General features: G+C 40.7%; 17 protein-coding genes and 1 tRNA gene. 15 read left to right on the plus strand and 3 right to left on the minus strand.

Annotated elements, in window-relative coordinates; translation table 11 throughout:
* The 9 genes from HQ865_RS06450 (at position 1) to HQ865_RS06490 (ending at position 10,177) form a co-directional block, all read left to right on the plus strand.
* Positions 1-747 (plus strand): glycosyltransferase family 2 protein, encoded by a 747-nt coding sequence (locus HQ865_RS06450; RefSeq protein WP_173414105.1) that lies wholly within the window; start codon positions 1-3, stop codon positions 745-747.
* A gap of 1 nt (position 748) precedes the next feature.
* A complete protein-coding gene (locus tag HQ865_RS06455; protein ID WP_173414106.1) occupies positions 749-1,639 on the plus strand; it encodes an NAD-dependent epimerase/dehydratase family protein in 891 nt (296 codons plus the stop codon).
* Positions 1,640-1,738: 99 nt separating this feature from the next.
* Positions 1,739-2,707, plus strand: coding sequence for an MraY family glycosyltransferase (locus HQ865_RS06460; RefSeq protein ID WP_173414107.1), 969 nt, complete (start codon positions 1,739-1,741; stop codon positions 2,705-2,707).
* 15 nt (positions 2,708-2,722) lie between these two features.
* Positions 2,723-4,318: a hypothetical protein gene (locus HQ865_RS06465; protein ID WP_173414108.1), complete on the plus strand. Its 1,596-nt coding sequence runs from the start codon at positions 2,723-2,725 to the stop codon at positions 4,316-4,318.
* 99 nt (positions 4,319-4,417) lie between these two features.
* On the plus strand, positions 4,418-6,358 hold the full coding sequence (locus HQ865_RS06470; RefSeq protein WP_237073757.1) for a polysaccharide biosynthesis protein: 1,941 nt from the start codon (positions 4,418-4,420) through the stop codon (positions 6,356-6,358).
* Positions 6,359-6,501: 143 nt separating this feature from the next.
* Positions 6,502-7,467 (plus strand): D-glycero-beta-D-manno-heptose-7-phosphate kinase, encoded by a 966-nt coding sequence (gene rfaE1 / locus HQ865_RS06475; RefSeq protein ID WP_173414110.1) that lies wholly within the window; start codon positions 6,502-6,504, stop codon positions 7,465-7,467.
* Positions 7,468-7,831: 364 nt separating this feature from the next.
* Positions 7,832-9,235 carry an undecaprenyl-phosphate glucose phosphotransferase gene (locus tag HQ865_RS06480; RefSeq protein WP_173414111.1) on the plus strand — a complete coding sequence of 468 codons (1,404 nt, stop codon included), beginning with the start codon at positions 7,832-7,834 and terminating at the stop codon, positions 9,233-9,235.
* Positions 9,236-9,238: 3 nt separating this feature from the next.
* On the plus strand, positions 9,239-10,030 hold the full coding sequence (locus HQ865_RS06485; RefSeq protein ID WP_173414112.1) for a helical backbone metal receptor: 792 nt from the start codon (positions 9,239-9,241) through the stop codon (positions 10,028-10,030).
* Positions 10,031-10,095: 65 nt separating this feature from the next.
* A tRNA-Leu gene (locus tag HQ865_RS06490) sits at positions 10,096-10,177 on the plus strand.
* A 37-nt stretch (positions 10,178-10,214) separates the two neighbouring features.
* On the opposite strand, the gene HQ865_RS06495 is transcribed toward HQ865_RS06490, so the two are convergent.
* A complete protein-coding gene (locus HQ865_RS06495; protein ID WP_173414113.1) occupies positions 10,215-10,706 on the minus strand; it encodes a hypothetical protein in 492 nt (163 codons plus the stop codon).
* A gap of 208 nt (positions 10,707-10,914) precedes the next feature.
* On the opposite strand from HQ865_RS06495, the gene HQ865_RS06500 reads away from it, so the two are divergent.
* On the plus strand, positions 10,915-11,064 hold the full coding sequence (locus HQ865_RS06500; protein ID WP_173414114.1) for a hypothetical protein: 150 nt from the start codon (positions 10,915-10,917) through the stop codon (positions 11,062-11,064).
* 60 nt (positions 11,065-11,124) lie between these two features.
* Here the strand turns inward: HQ865_RS06500 and HQ865_RS06505 are convergent, their stop codons facing one another.
* Entirely contained in the window at positions 11,125-12,213 is a 1,089-nt protein-coding gene (locus HQ865_RS06505) for an MBL fold metallo-hydrolase (RefSeq protein WP_202020456.1), read from the minus strand.
* Positions 12,214-12,311: 98 nt separating this feature from the next.
* Here HQ865_RS06505 and HQ865_RS06510 point away from each other — a divergent pair, with 98 nt between their 5' ends.
* The 3 genes from HQ865_RS06510 to HQ865_RS06520 are packed head-to-tail and all read left to right on the plus strand — an operon-like array spanning position 12,312 to position 16,335.
* Positions 12,312-14,156, plus strand: a complete 1,845-nt coding sequence (locus HQ865_RS06510; protein WP_173414115.1) for a CocE/NonD family hydrolase — start codon at positions 12,312-12,314, stop codon at positions 14,154-14,156.
* A gap of 12 nt (positions 14,157-14,168) precedes the next feature.
* Positions 14,169-14,717 carry an RNA 2'-phosphotransferase gene (locus HQ865_RS06515; RefSeq protein ID WP_173414116.1) on the plus strand — a complete coding sequence of 183 codons (549 nt, stop codon included), beginning with the start codon at positions 14,169-14,171 and terminating at the stop codon, positions 14,715-14,717.
* Positions 14,718-14,742: 25 nt separating this feature from the next.
* On the plus strand, positions 14,743-16,335 hold the full coding sequence (locus tag HQ865_RS06520; protein WP_173414117.1) for a M1 family metallopeptidase: 1,593 nt from the start codon (positions 14,743-14,745) through the stop codon (positions 16,333-16,335).
* 3 nt (positions 16,336-16,338) lie between these two features.
* On the opposite strand, the gene HQ865_RS06525 is transcribed toward HQ865_RS06520, so the two are convergent.
* Positions 16,339-16,911, minus strand: a complete 573-nt coding sequence (locus HQ865_RS06525) for a hypothetical protein (RefSeq protein ID WP_173414118.1) — start codon at positions 16,909-16,911, stop codon at positions 16,339-16,341.
* 73 nt (positions 16,912-16,984) lie between these two features.
* Here HQ865_RS06525 and HQ865_RS06530 point away from each other — a divergent pair, with 73 nt between their 5' ends.
* Positions 16,985-17,857, plus strand: coding sequence for a glycoside hydrolase family 25 protein (locus HQ865_RS06530; RefSeq protein ID WP_173414119.1), 873 nt, complete (start codon positions 16,985-16,987; stop codon positions 17,855-17,857).
* A gap of 70 nt (positions 17,858-17,927) precedes the next feature.
* Positions 17,928-18,104, plus strand: coding sequence for a hypothetical protein (locus HQ865_RS06535; RefSeq protein WP_173414120.1), 177 nt, complete (start codon positions 17,928-17,930; stop codon positions 18,102-18,104).
* The last annotated feature ends 184 nt before the right edge of the window (positions 18,105-18,288 follow it).

An 18,288-nucleotide genomic window follows, 5' to 3' on the forward strand; every position in this document is an offset into this window, starting at 1 on the left:
ATGACTATCTCAATAATTACTGTTGTTTATAATAACAATGAAACGATCCTGGATGCCATACAATCTGTTTTATCTCAAAAAAATGTTGAAATAGAATACATTGTGATTGATGGAGGCTCAACTGACGGTACCGTTGAACTGATCAAAAAAAATAGCGATCAAATAAGCGTGTTTATTTCTGAACCCGACCTTGGTATCTACGATGCCATGAACAAAGGAATTGGATTGGCCAAAGGTGATGTTATTGGGATATTGAATTCTGATGATGTTTATGCCAATAGTAATGTTTTAAATGATGTTTGCCTATCCTTTAGGAACTATCCCGAAACAGAAATATTGTATGGAGATCTGATTTATGTAAAAAAAGATGATATCAATAAAAAAGTTAGAAGTTGGAAATCAATGCCTTATTATAAAAATTTTTTTGAAAAAGGAAATGTACCACCGCATCCCACTCTTTTTGTCCGTTCTCATATATATCAACAAGCAGGGGTATTTGACATAAAATATAAACTCGCCGCTGATTATGAATTTATGTTAAGAATATTTAAGAAATATGACTTTAAAGCAAAGTATGTTGATCAATTAATGGTGAAAATGAGGCTTGGTGGGGCTACAAATAAAAGCATTTCCAATATATTAAATGGTAATAAGGAAATAGTGGCAGCATGGAAAAAAAATGGCCTAAAGCCTCCACTTTTTTTAATGCCATTACGCTTTTTTAAACGTTTGGCGCAATTTTTTTGAAATGAAGGTAATAATAACTGGAGCCACTGGTTTTTTGGGTAAAACAATTGTACAAAATTTGATTGCTCTGCAACACGATGTTTTTACTCTGGCTCGTGATAATGCAGATATTACAAGTGACCTGGCCATAAATATCCCTTCGTTACCAGCATGCGATTTGTTGATACATGCGGCAGGTAAAGCTCATATTGTACCTAAAACAGAAGAAGAAAAAAAAGATTTTTTTGATGTAAATGTTAAGGGTACACAAAACCTACTAAGAGGTTCAGAAGCATCCGGCTTACCCAAAAGTTTCGTATTCATTAGTTCGGTTGCTGTTTATGGGCTTGAAAGTGGGACAAATATAAAAGAAGATATGCCATTACTTGCGAAAGAGGCATATGGAGAAAGTAAAATTGAAGCCGAACGTCTGGTGTGGGCATGGTGCCAAAAAAATAATGTAACCTGTACCATCCTGCGCTTACCACTGCTGGCGGGCAGCAATCCGCCGGGTAATTTGGGTGCCATGATATTGGGCATAAAAAAAGGCTATTACTTTAATATAGCCGGAGGGAAGGCAAAAAAAAGCATCGTATTGATTGATGATGTTGCAAATGCTGTTTTAACGGCGGCTTCGACAGGTGGGATCTATAATCTGACAGACGGTTATAACCCCTCGTTTTATGAATTAAGTACGTTTATTGCAAAACAACTGCATAAAAAACAACCATTTAATATGCCTTATTTTATTGCCAAAATGTTGGCTTTTACAGGTGATATAATAGGCAGCAAAAGCCCCATTAATTCGGTCAAGCTAAATAAAATAACAGCCGATCTCACCTTTGACGATAGCAAGGCCCGCGCATTGTTAAAATGGGCACCGCAACCTGTTTTAAAAGGATTAAAATTATAACGTTTAAAACTTAATTACTGATGTAACGTTAAATAAAAGTAAGTTATAATTTCAGATTAAACCTTTCTTTAACAAACTTGTCATAGGTTTGCGCAAAATATGATCTATCTTCTCTATCTGGTGTTGCTGCTTATAATTGAACTGGCTTATTTTAAAATAGCTGATCGTTATAACATTATCGATAAACCTAACCATCGCAGTTCGCATACCGAAATTACCATACGGGGTGGAGGTGTAATTTTTCCTTTTTCGGTTTTTTTGTGGTTCGTTTTTTCGGGGCTTCAATATCCATGGTTTGTTGCAGGTTTATTGCTGATATCGGCCATTAGTTTTTTAGATGATATTAAGGATTTTTCAAGGCGCCTGCGCTTATTAGCGCATTTACTGGCTATGTTGATGGTGTTTTGGCAATTAGGATTGTTTAGCGTTAACTGGATATATATACCTGTAGCATTTGTGTTGTTAATTGGTGTTATAAATGCTTATAACTTTATGGATGGCATTAACGGCATAACGGGTTTATACAGCGCGGTTGCATTGCTTACTTTGCTTTGGATAAATACTTATAAAACTTATTTTATAGATTCGTCTCTGCTTTTATCTGTTATCATAGGTGTTTTAATATTCAATTTTTTCAACTTCCGCAAAAAGGCTGCTTGTTTTGCAGGGGATGTTGGCAGTATATCTATTGCTTTTATTATTTGTTTTCTGTTAATCAAACTTATCTTTCAAACGTCCGATATCCGGTATGTTCTATTATTAGCAGTTTATGGGGTAGATGCTGTATTTACAATTATTTTACGGTTACTTAAAGGTGAGAACATATTTTTGGCACACCGTTCGCATTTATATCAGTTAATGGTAAGCGAGCGTAAATTTAAACATTTAACTGTTGCTACTTTATATGCTTTTATGCAGTTAATTATAAATTGGATAATAGTAGTTACTACAGATATAAATAAATATCAGTTAATATGTATTATATTAATTATATTATCGGTGTTTTACATAATATTTAGAAATATAGTTGCCAGCCGACGCTTTACAAAACGGGTACGGTGTAACTAATTAACGATGTACTAAATGAGAAGATACTTACATGTGCTTTTAATGTTGGTTTTGAATTTTGCCTTTGTGAAAGCCAAAGCTCAATCAGAATTAATACCTATAAGCAATTACATTAACAGTAAAATTGATAAAAGTATATACTTTTCAGGCAGCGAGCGTAGTCATACAGCTATGCGCCCGTTTATAATAGGCGATGTGCTCGACTCGGCAAAATATGCTTCGTTATTAAGCCCAGTTCAATTTAAACAATGGCAAACAGATAGCTGGCTGGGGCGAAAAATATTTGCAGAGCATTTAATAGAGTTTAAAAGACCCGACTTCGAATTAACTGCCGACTTTTTGCCCGATCTGGCCTTCGGTAATGAAAAATCGCGTTCGCTATACCTTAATACCCGCGGTTTTGAAATTAAAGGAGTGGTTGGTAAAAAGAAACTCTTTTCCTTTAACACATATCTTTATGAAAACCAGGCAAAATTTGCAGGTTATATTACCAAATTTGTGAATGATAACCAGGTAGTGCCCGGGCAGGCCACACTTCATAACACTACGGTACATAACACATTCGATTATGCCTATTCAGGCGGTACAATTTCGTTTACCCCGAGCAATTTTTTAAACATGCAAATGGGTTACGATAAAAACTTTATAGGCGATGGGTACCGCTCGTTACTCTTATCGGACAACGCGGTTAATTATCCTTTTATCAAATTAACAGGAACATTGGGGCCGCTAAGGTATATGGCCATGTATGCCGAGTTCACGGATGATTATGGCCTTGTTTCTAACGATGATATCCCCTTCCCCAAAAAGCACGGCATATTTCATTATTTAAGCTGGAATGTAAATAAAAACCTAAACTTTGGCTTGTTTGAAAATGTGATGTGGGAACCAGGGGACATTGACTTCACTTATTTAAATCCAATCATATTCGCGCATCCGGTAGATCAGGCCAACGGGTCGCCGGGTAAATCTACTATTGGATTTACAGGCAATTATAAATTCCTGAATCACTACGTGCTTTATGGACAGTTTGCCCTAAATGAATTTACATTTAAAGAGTTTTTTGCCGGAACCGGATACTGGGCCAACAAACACGGCGAACAATTAGGGTTAAAATACCTGGAGGCTTTTAATATAAAAGGGCTTAACTTGCAGGCTGAGCTTAATTCGGTGCGGCCATATACATATGCTTCGCAAAAAACAGCTACTAATTATAGCCATTTAAATCAGTCTTTAGCTCATCCGTATGGCGCAAATTTTAAAGAATTTTTGATGATCGGCACTTACAATGTTAAAAGATTTACAATACGTGAACAACTTGGTTATAGTTTGTACGGGCAGGATACCTTAGGCGTTAATTATGGAAAAAATATTAATCTATCGTATAAAGATAGAGCTGCTGATTATGGTAATTTTATAGGGCAGGGTGTTAAAACGCACTTATATTATTCCACCCTAAATATTTTTTATTTATTAAACCCCAAAAATAATTTAGGTATTGAGTTGGGATATGCCGCGCGTCGTGAAAGCAGTATCGCCTCAACAAACAATACGTCAATTATAACGTTTGGGATTAAAAGCTCGTTCAGAAATATATACTATGATTTTTAAGCTGGTTGTCTGCCTAAGTTATTTAGAATTTAATTAAGCGTTTTTTAAAATTTCATACTATTTTTGCAAATATTTAAATTATCTATCATGTTAAATAGAATGAATATTGTACCCAGATGGATTATTTTTTTCCTGGATATATTTTTTTGTACAATATCTTTAATATTAGCACATGCTATTAGTAATAACTTTGAAGTAGGCCATGTCAATTATAGTCTGTTAAATAAAGCTTTATTTACTTTCCTTATCATTAACTGCCTCGTATTTGGTGTATTAAAAACATATGCTGGTATTGTACGGTATACCAGCGGTCAGGATTCTATACGTATATTATTTTCAGTGTTAACAAGTAATGTCGCATTTTATGCGATAAGCAAATCTTCTCTGCTTAGTCATTTTGTAAGCAGGATAGAGCAAATAATCATAATTAACATCTTATTTAGCTTTGTATTGCTGATAAGTTACCGCTTATTGGTAAAATACATGTTTGCTTATATAAATAACCTGAAGCTTAATCAAAAGCGTGTAATAGTGTATGGTGCAAGTGAAACAGCCATTACAACCAAGCGCATACTAGATCAACAGGGCACGGGGCTAAATATGAATATAGTAGCCTTTATTGACGAAGATAACCGCATACGCGGCAAAAAAATAGACAATATTAAGATACATCCATTAGCAGATATTGAAAAAATCATTGTATCAGAAAAAATCAACGAACTTGTTATTGCAAAAGAAGATATCGATATCAATATAAAAAGCACCATAGTTGATGTTTGCCTTGCCAACAATGTTAGGGTTTTAAATATACCGCCAATTGCAAACTGGATAGGCGGACATCTTAACCCAAGTCAGTTGCAAAATATAAAAATTGAAGATGTATTGGAACGTGAGCCAATACATATTAACAATACACTGATTGAAAGTCAAATAAACAGTAAAAACATATTAGTAACAGGTGCAGCCGGCTCAATAGGTTCTGAAATGGTGCGGCAATTAATGAAATATAAGCCTGCCCTTATCATTTTAAATGATATCGCCGAAACAGCTTTACATGAATTGCAATTAGAGTTAGAAGATACAGGCTATGATAATGTCAGTTTTGTAACCTTTATAGGCGATGTGCGTAATATAGAACGCATGAGTGTTTTGTTTGAAACTTACCAGCCAAATTATGTGTATCATGCAGCAGCATATAAACATGTGCCGATGATGGAGAACAATCCTTGTGAAGCGATAAATACCAATGTACTGGGTACTAAAAACATTGCAGACCTATCTATGCACCACGGTGTAGAAAAATTTGTGATGATATCTACCGATAAAGCGGTAAACCCAACAAATGTTATGGGCGCGTCGAAACGTATTGCCGAAATGTATGTGCAATCTTTGGTTGATTTCCACAGTGACGATCATATTGTGCTCAACAAAAATTTGAGTGTTATCAATAGTAAATCGAAAAATAAAAACCGTACAAAATATATCACCACACGGTTTGGTAACGTATTAGGCTCTAATGGTTCGGTAATACCGCGTTTTAAAGCGCAGATACAAAAAGGCGGGCCAATAACAGTAACACACCCCGAAATTACCCGTTATTTTATGACCATACCTGAAGCCTGTCGACTGGTACTTGAAGCCGGTTCTATGGGCAGTGGGGGAGAGATATACCTTTTTGATATGGGTAAATCGGTTAAAATTGTCGACTTGGCAAAAAAGATGATCAGGCTTTCGGGCTTCGTTGTCGATCAGGATATCAAAATTACCTTTACAGGTTTACGCCCAGGCGAAAAATTATACGAAGAGTTATTGAATGATGCCGAAAACACCATCCCAACTCATCATCAAAAGATCATGATAGCTAAAGTACGCAAGCAATCTTACATACAAATAAACAAACACATTACAGAATTGGTTAACCTTTCCGGCTCGTTTAACGATGCAATGGTTGTACGAAAAATGAAAGAAATTGTACCCGAGTATAAAAGTAACAATTCGATATTCGAGGAATTTGATGTTGCCGTGCCCGTTGCTTTATAAATGCAAAGCCTGCTAAAAAAGCCGGTTATTGCTAACCGGCTTTTTTGTTGTTTAAATTTCTTTAGTAATACAACAAGATATACCGATATTCGCAACTTAAATACTAAAACTATGTTGTACAGTTTTAGATCAATTACTATTTAATGACTGCTTTTACACTACCTCGTAACAACGAGATAAGGATATGTGTTATAGGCGATATGATGCTTGATCACTATATCAATGGCTCATGTAGCCGTATATCGCCCGAGGCACCCGTACAGGTGGTGGATATTTCTGGCGAAAAATACAGTTTGGGCGGAGCTGGCAATGTGCTGAAAAATCTTAATTCGTTAGGCTGCCAGCCTACTATAATCAGTTTAATAGGCGATGATGATGCTGGTAAGGTAATGCATGGTGAGTTAACCAATACAGCTTCCTCATCTGTTGCTTTAATAACTGATGCAACCAGGCGCACAACAATAAAAACCAGGGTTATTGTAAGCCGGCACCAATTGATACGCCTTGATAAGGAGGACAGGCACTATTGTAGTAAAGATATGGCCGATAAAATTATTGCAAGATACCGGGAATGTATTCATGAGACAGACCTGTTGATCATATCAGACTATTGTAAAGGCGTGTTAAGCCCATACCTGGTTGAGCAATTGATAAAATTGTCAACAGAACACAATATCAGTACTATTGTTGATTCGAAACATAAGGACCTGTCGAAATACAAGGGGGCAACTTTAATTAAACCTAATAAAAAAGAAGCGGCTTTGGCTTCGGGGGTAAATATAGTTGATGACAAAACACTTGAACAGGCTTGCGGAATAATAGCAGCGGTAACAGCCTGCCAAACGGTAGTTGTTACTTTGTCCGAGGATGGTATAGCTATCTATCATGCGGGCCAACTTACCAAAATACCTACAAAAGCAATAGAGGTGTTTGACGTTACCGGAGCAGGAGATACGGTTATTGCCGCGTTGGGTGTAGCCTTAGCCAATGGTATGGATATTAGCACAGCCTGCAATTTTGCAAATCATGCCGCAGCTGTTGTAGTAGCCAAGTTTGGCAGCGCCGTAGCCACTTTAGATGAAATTAATAAATTAAGCACCACTTTTTAAGTGGGCGACAAACATAAATATCAGACCAAATAACCGAACATAATACGGTTATAAAACAATATCCGCGCCCGCTTTATCAATGATATCTGGTTGGTTTTACAGGAACGATGGGTGCAAATGAAAGATATATACAATAAAACAACAGCCCGTATACAAGAAATGCACATACTTATCGTGCACATCATTTGTGCCCATATAGATGACAAATCTTGAATGAATCAAATTACTTTCTGATTAATTATTTTGATTGCCGGTAGTTGAAAAAAGTATTTCAGCAATATCAATATCAGTTTAAAATTCACAGTAATTTGTGTTAAATTAGCGCAATAATAAAAAGCACTCCCAGGGGTTAGGATAGGTAAGAATGATATACAGATACGCTACCTTTATTAAGGCTATCAACCTTTCTATTGATTATACCATACTGAATATAAGTATGGTTATTGCATACCTGATAGTTGATAAATCATATATTTTTTGGGCAAGCAACAAAAACTACTTACCTGTAGTTTTGGTGTTTAATTTGATTTGGTTATTATCGGCCAACATTACCGGCTTATACGAACAAGTACTGAATAAAGATTCAATACGCACCTATCAAAGCGTATTTAAAACCTATTTGCTTTTTGTTTGCCTGATATGCTTTACCATTATAATTATTATTGGTACAAAAGCCTATTTTATTACCCGCGAATACTTGTTTTACGCTTTGGCCTTATTTGGCTTTTTGGTAGGTGTTTGGAAATTGATATTTCTGGCCATCAGAAAAAGTGACAGAAATTTGTTGGTCGACGCGCGTAATGTCATTATAGTGGGCGCCGGCCACATTGGTAAGGACTTGTATCATTACTTTAAAACAAATACTGATAAGGGATATAATGTATTAGGCTTTTTTGACGACGAGCCCGAAAAGGTAATTGACCGAAAACTTTATCTGGGCAGTACCGACAATTGTGTCGACTATGTAATAACCAACCAGGTTGACGAAATATTTTGCGCCCTTCCGGTTTCCGACTCAGGAAAGATAGAGCAACTGATGCTTGATGCCGATAAACATCTGATCAGGTTTAAAATTATTCCTGATTATTACATCAACTCGAAAAAGTCGATGTTTGTGCAGAATTTTGACCATATCCCGGTTATTGCTGTACGCCCCGAACCGCTTGAAAGCATGCTTAACCGCATGGTAAAACGCTTGTTCGATTTCCTTTTCTCGTGCTTTGTTATAGTATTTATTTTAAGCTGGTTGTTCCCGATATTGGCTATTATCATAAAAATGCAGTCGAAGGGGCCTGTGCTGTTTGTACAATTACGCTCAGGCCGCGATAATTTGCCTTTTAAATGTTATAAGTTTAGGAGCATGCGTGTTAACAGCGATGCTAATAAAAAGCAAGCTACACGTAACGATGCGCGTATCACCAGGATCGGGGCTTTTATGCGCCGAACCAATATTGATGAATTACCTCAGTTTATCAATGTACTGATGGGGGAAATGTCGATTGTTGGCCCAAGGCCACACATGATCAGCCATACCGAAGAATACTCTAAACTGATAGATCAGTTTATGGTGCGCCATTTTATGAAACCGGGCATCACCGGATGGGCGCAGGTAAAAGGCTTACGCGGCGAAACCAAAACCACCGAGGCCATGATGGAAAGGGTAGAAGCCGACGTTTGGTATTTGGAGAACTGGTCCTTCCTGCTGGATATGAAGATCATCTTCCTTACCGTATGGAACACAGTTAAAGGTGAAAAGAACGCTTTTTAAGCGATGATTACACTTACCGATCAGTTGGGCCGGCCCGTTTCTTTGGAACAGCCTCCATCGCGCATTATTTCCCTGGTGCCATCGCAAACAGAATTGCTTTATTATTTAGGTCTTGACGATCGAATTGTTGGCATAACTAAATTTTGTACCCACCCGGCAGATAAAGTAAAATCTAAAACAAAAATAGGCGGTACCAAACAACTGGATACTCCGCTCATCCGCTCTCTTGATCCCGATTTGATCATCGCCAACAAGGAAGAGAACGAACGCTTGCAGTTGCAGAACCTGATGGCCGACTATCCCGTGTATGTAAGCGACCCTAATGATATGGACACCGCGTTGGCTATGATAAGCGATATAGGTCGGTTAACAAGCTGTCAGCAGGCTGCCGATGAATTATCATCAACCATAAGTCAACAGTTTGCTAAATTGGAAGAGGAGCGTCTTACAGGCCTCAGTGTCGCTTATTTAATTTGGCGTAAGCCCTATATGGTTGCCAGTAAAGGAACGTATATCGACGATATGCTTGATCGTTGTGGCTTTGTTAACGTATTCAAACAACAGCGCTACCCCGAAGTTAGTAACGAAATGCTGGCCGCCACCCGGCCAGACGTGGTGTTATTATCGTCCGAACCGTATCCTTTTAAGCAAAAGCATATAGATGAGTTTGCGCAATTGCTACCCGGTGCTATTATAAAATTGGTGGATGGGGAAATGTTTTCGTGGTATGGCAGCCGGATGCTTTATGCCCCCGAATATTTTATTAAGCTGATAAACAGCATACAAACCATATAACCTTAAAAAACAATTTTACTATTTGGCATTTAATCTTATCTTTGCCAACTCAAAAAAATCCTAATGCGGAAGTGGCGTAATTGGTAGCCGCACCAGACTTAGGATCTGGCGCCGCGAGGCGTGGGGGTTCGAGTCCCTTCTTCCGCACTGCAAGAACCCGGTCAAAATTGACTGGGTTTTTTGTTTATTGCTCAGACCGCATCTTCTCCAAAATAGCTTGAACTAATTTCAGCATAAAGTCGGGATTACTCATTTGTTTTATGTAGTCGATTATTTTGTCATGAATCAGGGTTTTCTTTAAAAATTGATCTCCAAAATCCGTAACAGCATATTTTATCGGATGCCCCAAGCCGTTAGTTTTAGCAAAATATATTAATTGATTATTGACCAGGTTTGCAATGCTGATACCCTCATTTCCAGGGAAATCGCACATATCCAATCGATGCCCTAAAGTTCTGGGGGTATTTATATTTGTTTTGCATATTAATAGCAATACTAATTGATCTCTGGTAGGTAGGGTAGTTAAATTTAACGGAGATGTATTGATATCAATTTCAGGCGGTTCATGATTGATAATGATGCAGGCCTTATTTTCGTTGTCAGGTTTGTTACCTTTTAGAAAATCAAACATTCCCGTCTTGAGTGTTTTAATTATATAAATATAAGTAATCTTCATTTATCTATTCCTTATGATTTCATGAATAATTGATGATATATCCTCAAGGTGTGCAAACGTAATCGCATGTGGTGCACTAAAATTAAAAGCAGCCCGAAAGGCTGCTTTTTTGCTTAAATACTATGCTCCTGGCGGCGTAAACATTAGTAAAGCCAGTTTGTTCATATAAAACCTATTCAATACAGAAGAGGAGATAATGTGAACAAAGATGATCAGGAAATTGAAGTCGGGCCAGTATCGCATCTACTCAAAAAAAGTTGATCCCGAAACGCATAAACGGAAAAACCTGGGCACATTCGATTCGCTTGACGCGGCGAAGAAACACGAGAAAGAGATCCAGTATTTCAAGCATCACTAATAGCCAGGTATGATCATCCTTTGCGCATCGACAGCGCGCATATTATTTTAGATCAACCCATCAGTCAAAATCCCACCAAATCGTTTTCATTGGCGGATTCCCAAGCGTGTAAGGTTCGCCTATGCGCGGCACGTTTACCTGTATGCCCGCCTTTTCGGCTGCGGGGAGCAATTTTTCAATGGGTTCGTTCCATGGATGATTAGCTTCCTCAAACTTAGCCCAATGGATAGGCTGTAACATACGGGCCTGCAGATCGACAGCCGCCTGGGCGCTTTGCCCAAGCCATAAGTGTGTCCATGGCCAATTGGGGCTGTATTGCCCGCATTCCAGCAGGGCCAGGTCAAAGGGGCCATATTGTTTGCCTATTTGCTTAAAATGTGGCCCATAGCCACTATCGCCGCTGTAAAATAACCGGTATTGACCAGCCTGTATTACATATGATGCCCAAAGGGTTTTATTCTCTTTACTATAACTGCGGTTACTGCGGTGTTGCGCTGGTGTGGCGGTGATCTGCAACCCGCCAGGGAGCGTGGTTGATTGGCTCCAATTCAGTTCGATGATCTTTTTACGGTCAAAGCCCCAATATACCAGGTCGGAGCCAACCCCCATGGGTACAACTGCCATTTTAATACGGTCTTTTAGCTTAACTAAGGTTCGATAATCCAGATGGTCGTAATGATCGTGCGAAATGATCAGCACGTCAATCGGCGGCATATCCGCGGCGTGATAATTGGTAGTGCCCTTAAAAGCAGTGATCAACCCGGGAACCGGGCCAGCATGGTTACTAAAAATAGGATCGATAAGGATATTACCCTGGCCAGTTTTGATCAATAACGACGAATGGCCGAACCAAACCACGGTAGGGGCCGGGGCCGGCAGCGTCTTCAAGTCGGTTTTAACCCAGGGCAACGCCTGCGAAGGCCTGACAGTTTCAGGATGGCTGCGCAGGAAAAGCCATTTGCTTTTAATGGTAGAGTCGGCGCGTTCAGCCAGATTTTCAAACGCGCCATTTTTGTAGTTGGGTAAGGTATCCAACCGGGCAAGTTCATCGCCGTAGGGGTCTTTCCCCATCGACCGTACCATACCACAACCAACGATCGCCGTTAGCCATAAAGCGGCCATTCCGGCCCACAAGAAACTCCTTATCATACAAAGCAATAACGCTTAAAAGAGCTGATTATTACCTTAGTAACTAAAATGAACAATGTTTAACCCTGCACATATTCTAAAAATCAATACCTTTAGGTATGAAAAAACTAAGCCTGCTTATCATCATTCTGCTGCCCTTTTTAGCCGCCGCGCAAAATCCGGATTCGGCATGGTTTGTAAATAATTACATCAAAAAGGAAGTAACCATCCCTATGCGCGACGGGGTGAAGCTTTTTACCTCCATCTATATGCCCAAAGATCAATCGGAAAAACATCCTATCCTGTTAACCCGTACGCCTTATTCCGTTTCGCCTTATGGCGCTAACTATAGGCCTTACTGGAACAGCTATCAGATGCGCTACATCCGCGAAGGTTATATCATTGTTAACCAGGATATCCGTGGTAAATACATGAGCGAGGGCCAGTTTGAAGTAGTGCGCCCATTTAATCCCAATAAAAAGACCAGCAAGGATATTGACGAAGCCAGCGACAGTTACGACACCATCGACTGGCTGATTAAAAACATCGACGGTAATAATGGGCGGGTAGGGGGCATTGGCATCTCATTTCCCGGTTTTTATGCTACTATGATAGCGCTGAGCGGCCACCCGGCATTAAAGGCAGTTAGTCCGCAGGCGCCGGTAACCGACCGCTTTTTTGGCGACGACGATCATCACAACGGCGTAATGATGCTGATGGACGCGTATGAGTTCCAGGTGGCGGGCGCGTTTGCCGCCCCAAGCCGCACACCATCTACCCGAGGCATCAGGGGTTTCAGGGTAAGCTATCCGGATAACTACGCCTATTATTTAAAAATGGGCGCCATGCCCAACTTTACCAAAATGAGCGGCGACACCATGAAGTTTTGGACTGGTATGATGGATCATCCCAATTTGGACGATTGGTGGAAGGTGCGAGATGCCCGTGCCGGTATAAAGGATGTAAAACCCGCTATGCTGATAACCGGTGGCCTTTTTGACGCCGAAGACGGTTACGGTGCCTGGAACACCTACCAGGCTTTGGTTAAAAAAAGCCTGGCTACCAACAGCAAACTGGTGATGGGGCCATGGTACCACGGCCAATGGGCCAGTAAAGATGGTACGCATTTGGGCAATATTCAGTTTGGCAGCAATACATCAACGTATTACCAGGATATGGAGGTACCATTTTTTAATTACTACCTGAAGGGAAAGGGGGCCGATACCCTGAGCAAGGCCACTATCTTTTTCTCGGGCGAAAATAAATGGCGCAGGTTTAAGCAATGGCCGGTTGCCGGTATTAAGTATACGCCGGTTTATTTAGAAGCTAACGGTGGTTTATCGTTCAATCAGATCCAAACCTTCGCGCCATCGTTTGATACTTATATCAGCGACCCTGCCAGGCCGGTACCCTATACCGAAGATGTGGGCAACCGCCGCACCCGCGAATATATGGTAGATGACCAACGCTTTGCTTCGCGCCGCACGGATGTGCTTACGTACAGTACCGGCGCGCTTGATAAGGATATTACGCTGGCCGGGCCTCTTGTAGCTGATCTGTTGGTGAGCTTGTCTAACACGGATGCTGATTTTATTGTGAAGCTGATCGACGTGTTACCCGATGATACCCCAATGGATAGGACAACCCGCTACCCGATGGGCGGCTACCAAATGCTGGTACGCGCGGAAACCATGCGCGGAAAATTCCGTAACAGCTTTGAAAAACCGGAGCCGTTTACGCCCGGTAAAACCACCCAGGTAAAGTTTGCGCTGCCCGACGTGGCCCATACCTTTAAAAAGGGGCACAAGATAATGGTACAGATACAAAGCACCTGGTTCCCGTTGACAGATAGGAATCCACAGCAGTTTTTGGATATCAATAAAGCAAAGGACAGCGACTTTGTAAAAGAAACGATAAATGTATACCACAATCAATCGAAAATTATATTACCGGTAATTGAATAACAGAACTAAGAAATGATAAGTGATAAGGAAAATAAGAACATCAGTAAATTCCTGAGCTTGGTGCTGCGGCATCAACCGGAGTTGATTGGGATTGAGTTGGATGAAAATGGCTGGACGGATGTAGACGCACTCATCGCAAAGTCGGGTGAGCACGGCGTTCGGTACAATATAGATGCGCTTAAGCATGTGGTAACCACAAATAATAAGCAGCGCTTTGCCTTTAATGATACGTTTGACAGGATCCGGGCTAACCAGGGGCACTCGGTTGAGGTAGACCTGGGTTATGAGGCAAAAATTCCGCCTGAGGTATTATATCATGGATCGGCTATCAAAAATGCTGACTCGATATTGGCATCTGGCCTTGAAAAGCGGGAGCGCCACCATGTGCATTTAAGTGCCGATGTAGCAACCGCCGCTAATGTAGGGCAAAGGCATGGCAAGCCGGTGATATTTGAGGTAACGGCCTTGCAAATGCACCATGATGGTATGCCATTCTTTTTATCTAATAATGGAGTATGGTTAACAGACGCCGTGCCTCCAAAATATCTGAAGAAGCAATAAAATCCCAACCTATAAATCAAAACCTATGCGCAACCGCATCACCTTATTATTGATTTTCGCCGCGTCGATAGCGCAGGCGCAGCAAATGTTTACCTCGGGAGGCAAACTGAAGCCCGAGCAGGCTATAATGGATGTAAGGCACTATACGGTAGCCCTGAATGTGGATGTGGATAGAAAATCGATAGATGGTTATACGGATATCGATGTACTGATGGCAAAACCAACCAGGGTGTTGATGCTTGACCTGGTGGACTCATTTAAGATCAGCAAGATTTTGGTGAACAACCAGCCGCAGCAATTTACTTATCAAAACAAACTGATCTCCATTAATTTAAATAAGGAGATACCTGCCGGTAAAGCAACCATTAAAGTGCTTTACGGCGGTAAACCCAATGTTGCACGCCGCCCGCCATGGGACGATGGTTTTACCTGGACTAAAGATAGTAACGGCACTCCCCGCGTAGAGGTAACTGCCGAGGGTTCGGGCGGTAAGCTGTATTTTCCATGCAAGGATCATCCGTCAGACGAGCCGAACGAGGGTGTGGATATGATCATTACCGTGCCGTCTAACTTAGTTGTGGCTGGTCCGGGTTTGCTGATCAAAACCGTTAAAAAGGGTAATACGGCTACTTATCATTGGAAAACAAATTATAGCATTAATAATTACAGCATTGTGTTTAATGCTGCCGATTACGTGGTGGTGAGCCGCCAGTATAAAACCATTGATGGCAATACGGTACCTATCCAATTTTATGTTTTAAGGGAAGATGCCGCCAAGGCCGAACATCACTTAGATATATTTGAAAAGACCATCCGCGAGCAGGAGAAGTATTTTGGCGAATACCCTTGGGCAAAGGAAAAGATCGGCATTGTGGAAACCGCGCATTTGGGCATGGAACACCAGAGCATGAATGCCTATGGCAATAAGTTTAAATACACCAAAATAGGTGGCGAAGATTACGACGGACTGATGCACCACGAGTTTGGGCACGAATGGTGGGGAAACAAGGTTACCGCTAACGATTGGGCCGATATGTGGATCCACGAGGGTATTGGCACCTATGGCGATGCTTTATACGTCCGTGAGTTTGAGGGCGAACAGGCTTATATCAATTATTTTAAAAAGAGCGCGTTCGGAATCCGTAACGATAAACCGGTGGTGATGGGTAAGGATGTTGACGAGGAGAGCGCTTATAATGGTGATATCTACCCCAAAGGCGCGTTCTTTATGCATACGTTGTGCTATATCATGGGAGACAGTACTTTTTTGCCTGCGCTAAAAAGGTTTGTTACCGATAAACGATACACTTACGATAATATCATCAACACAACAGATGTAGAGCAATACTTCAGCGGGGTATATGGTAAGGATCTGAAACCGCTGTTCAACCTGTTCCTGTATACCACCAATAAACTGGAAGTACATGTTAAACCGATGCCGAACGACCGATACTCGCTGCAACTAACCAATATTAACATGCCGCTGCCTGTTGATGTGACTACAGATGCGGGTACTAAGCGGACTGTGCTGAGCAGCGCACCTGTTATCATCACCAGTAAAACAATGCCTGTTATTGATAAGGATACGTTTTACCTGAAGAAGGTGACGATAGATTAATGGTCAATGCCGTTTATGGGACTGTCGGTTAAACAGTGGAAATAGTATGTTTATTTTACCAGCCACCCTTAATTGGTAAACTATGCCTGCAAACAGACCAATTGCGCCGCCCAAATAGCTGAAATTGTGCATGGAACCTGCTGCTATAAATGCTTTTTTGTCGATTAAATTATCTGGAAACCACCAGTTTACCTGGGTGTTGGCCAAATAGAGTTTACCATAGCAATAGCCCATAAGTCCGGTAACAGCCGCTATTCCCATATTCAGCACAATAGCTTTAATAATAGTGCGTTGCATGATTTTTGCATTTGAATGTATCAATCCAGTCAATCCATGGCCGATACCTATAAAAATACCAGTCCACCAGGTTGCTAAAAAACCGACTATAGCTACAACCATTCTGTTGTTTGATAAAATTGCTTTGCCTTGGTCAACTAATCCAAATTGTACGAATTTAAATTTTGTGAAATACTCATTGCTGATGGTATACGTAAATTGATCATGCAGTACACCGTATAAACCCGCCAGAATTGGAGTGAATAGAATAGTTATGACTAGTACTTTAAATTTTTTCACCTGTGTGGATTTTTTAATCTGGCTTAATTTACACATTGCAGTTTATATCCCCGCCCTTTTTTAATTTAGCGGCGTGGCTGCCCAAAAAAGAACTTCGGTAACAAAATCTAAAACTACTCCTAAAAAGAAGGCTCCGGCTAAGCGTAAAAGTTCGGGCGGTATTAAAACGCCGTGGAAACTGATTATTGGCCTATTGCTCATCCTGCTATCGCCTTTTTATTATGGTTATGTAGTTAAAGCCTTTACCAGCACCTGGCAGTGGATAAAGGATATTGGCGAAGACCCGCATTACCGCACTTATAAAAGCTTCAATATCCGCATCCCTAACAAATACCATATCCATGGCATTGATGTATCGTATGCCCAGGGCAAGATAGACTGGCAGCGGGTAAAGAATATGGAAGAGGATAGCGTACGCATCAGCTTCGCTTTTATAAAGGCTACCGAGGGGTTGATCACCGTTGATCCATACTTTAAACGCAATTGGCGCGAGGCGCCCAAGATGGGTATTGTTTGCGGCGCCTATCACTTTTTTCATCCCGAAAAAAACGGGGTGTGGCAGGCACGCTTCTTTTTGCAAAATGTAACGGTAGAAAAAGGCGATCTGCCCCCTGTAGCTGATGTGGAGAAGCTTTACGGTGTTAAACCCGAGGTGATGCGTAAGGAGTTAAAAGCCTATCTAGGCCATATATACGCGCAAACCGGCGTGCGCCCAATCATCTACACCGGCCTCAGTTTTTATGCCGATTACCTGGCAGGATATTTCGACGAGTATAAACTATGGATAGCCAATTACCACCAACCCCACCTGCAGATAGCCGAAAAAAGTAACTGGCAATTTTGGCAACACTCGGATATTGCCCGCATTAATGGTATTGGCCATACGGTAGATTTTGACGCTTTCCGCGGCGACAGCCTGGCGTTTCAAAAAATGCTGGTGCACTAATATTTCATTTAAACTTAACCATGTATTTACATTCCGGGATTAACTTTCTTTTAAAAGATTGGAAATTATTATGGACGTTAATTATTGGGTAGTTGGTCTGGTGTTATTGATGGTGGTAGTGCTGCTAATTTTATTTTTCAGAAAGAACCGTAAGGATGAAAAGAACCTGGTAGACGAAATTCAACAGCAGGAATTGCGGCCTGAGAAGGGGACTATGGATGATGTGGATAAAGATAATTTGGTGTAACATAGTACCACATCGTTATCCTTCGTCGTCAACCCCAGCGATTTTCAAAGGCGTAATAAAATATTCAAAATGTCATGCTGAACTTGTTTCAGCATCCCATCACATATGTCCGGTATACAAAGTTTGCTATGCAAATAGGATGCCGAAACAAGTTCAGCATGACTTCTATCTTACCACTTAGCTA

It is taken from the genome of Mucilaginibacter mali (assembly GCF_013283875.1).
GTDB classification, from domain to species: Bacteria; Bacteroidota; Bacteroidia; order Sphingobacteriales; family Sphingobacteriaceae; genus Mucilaginibacter; species Mucilaginibacter mali.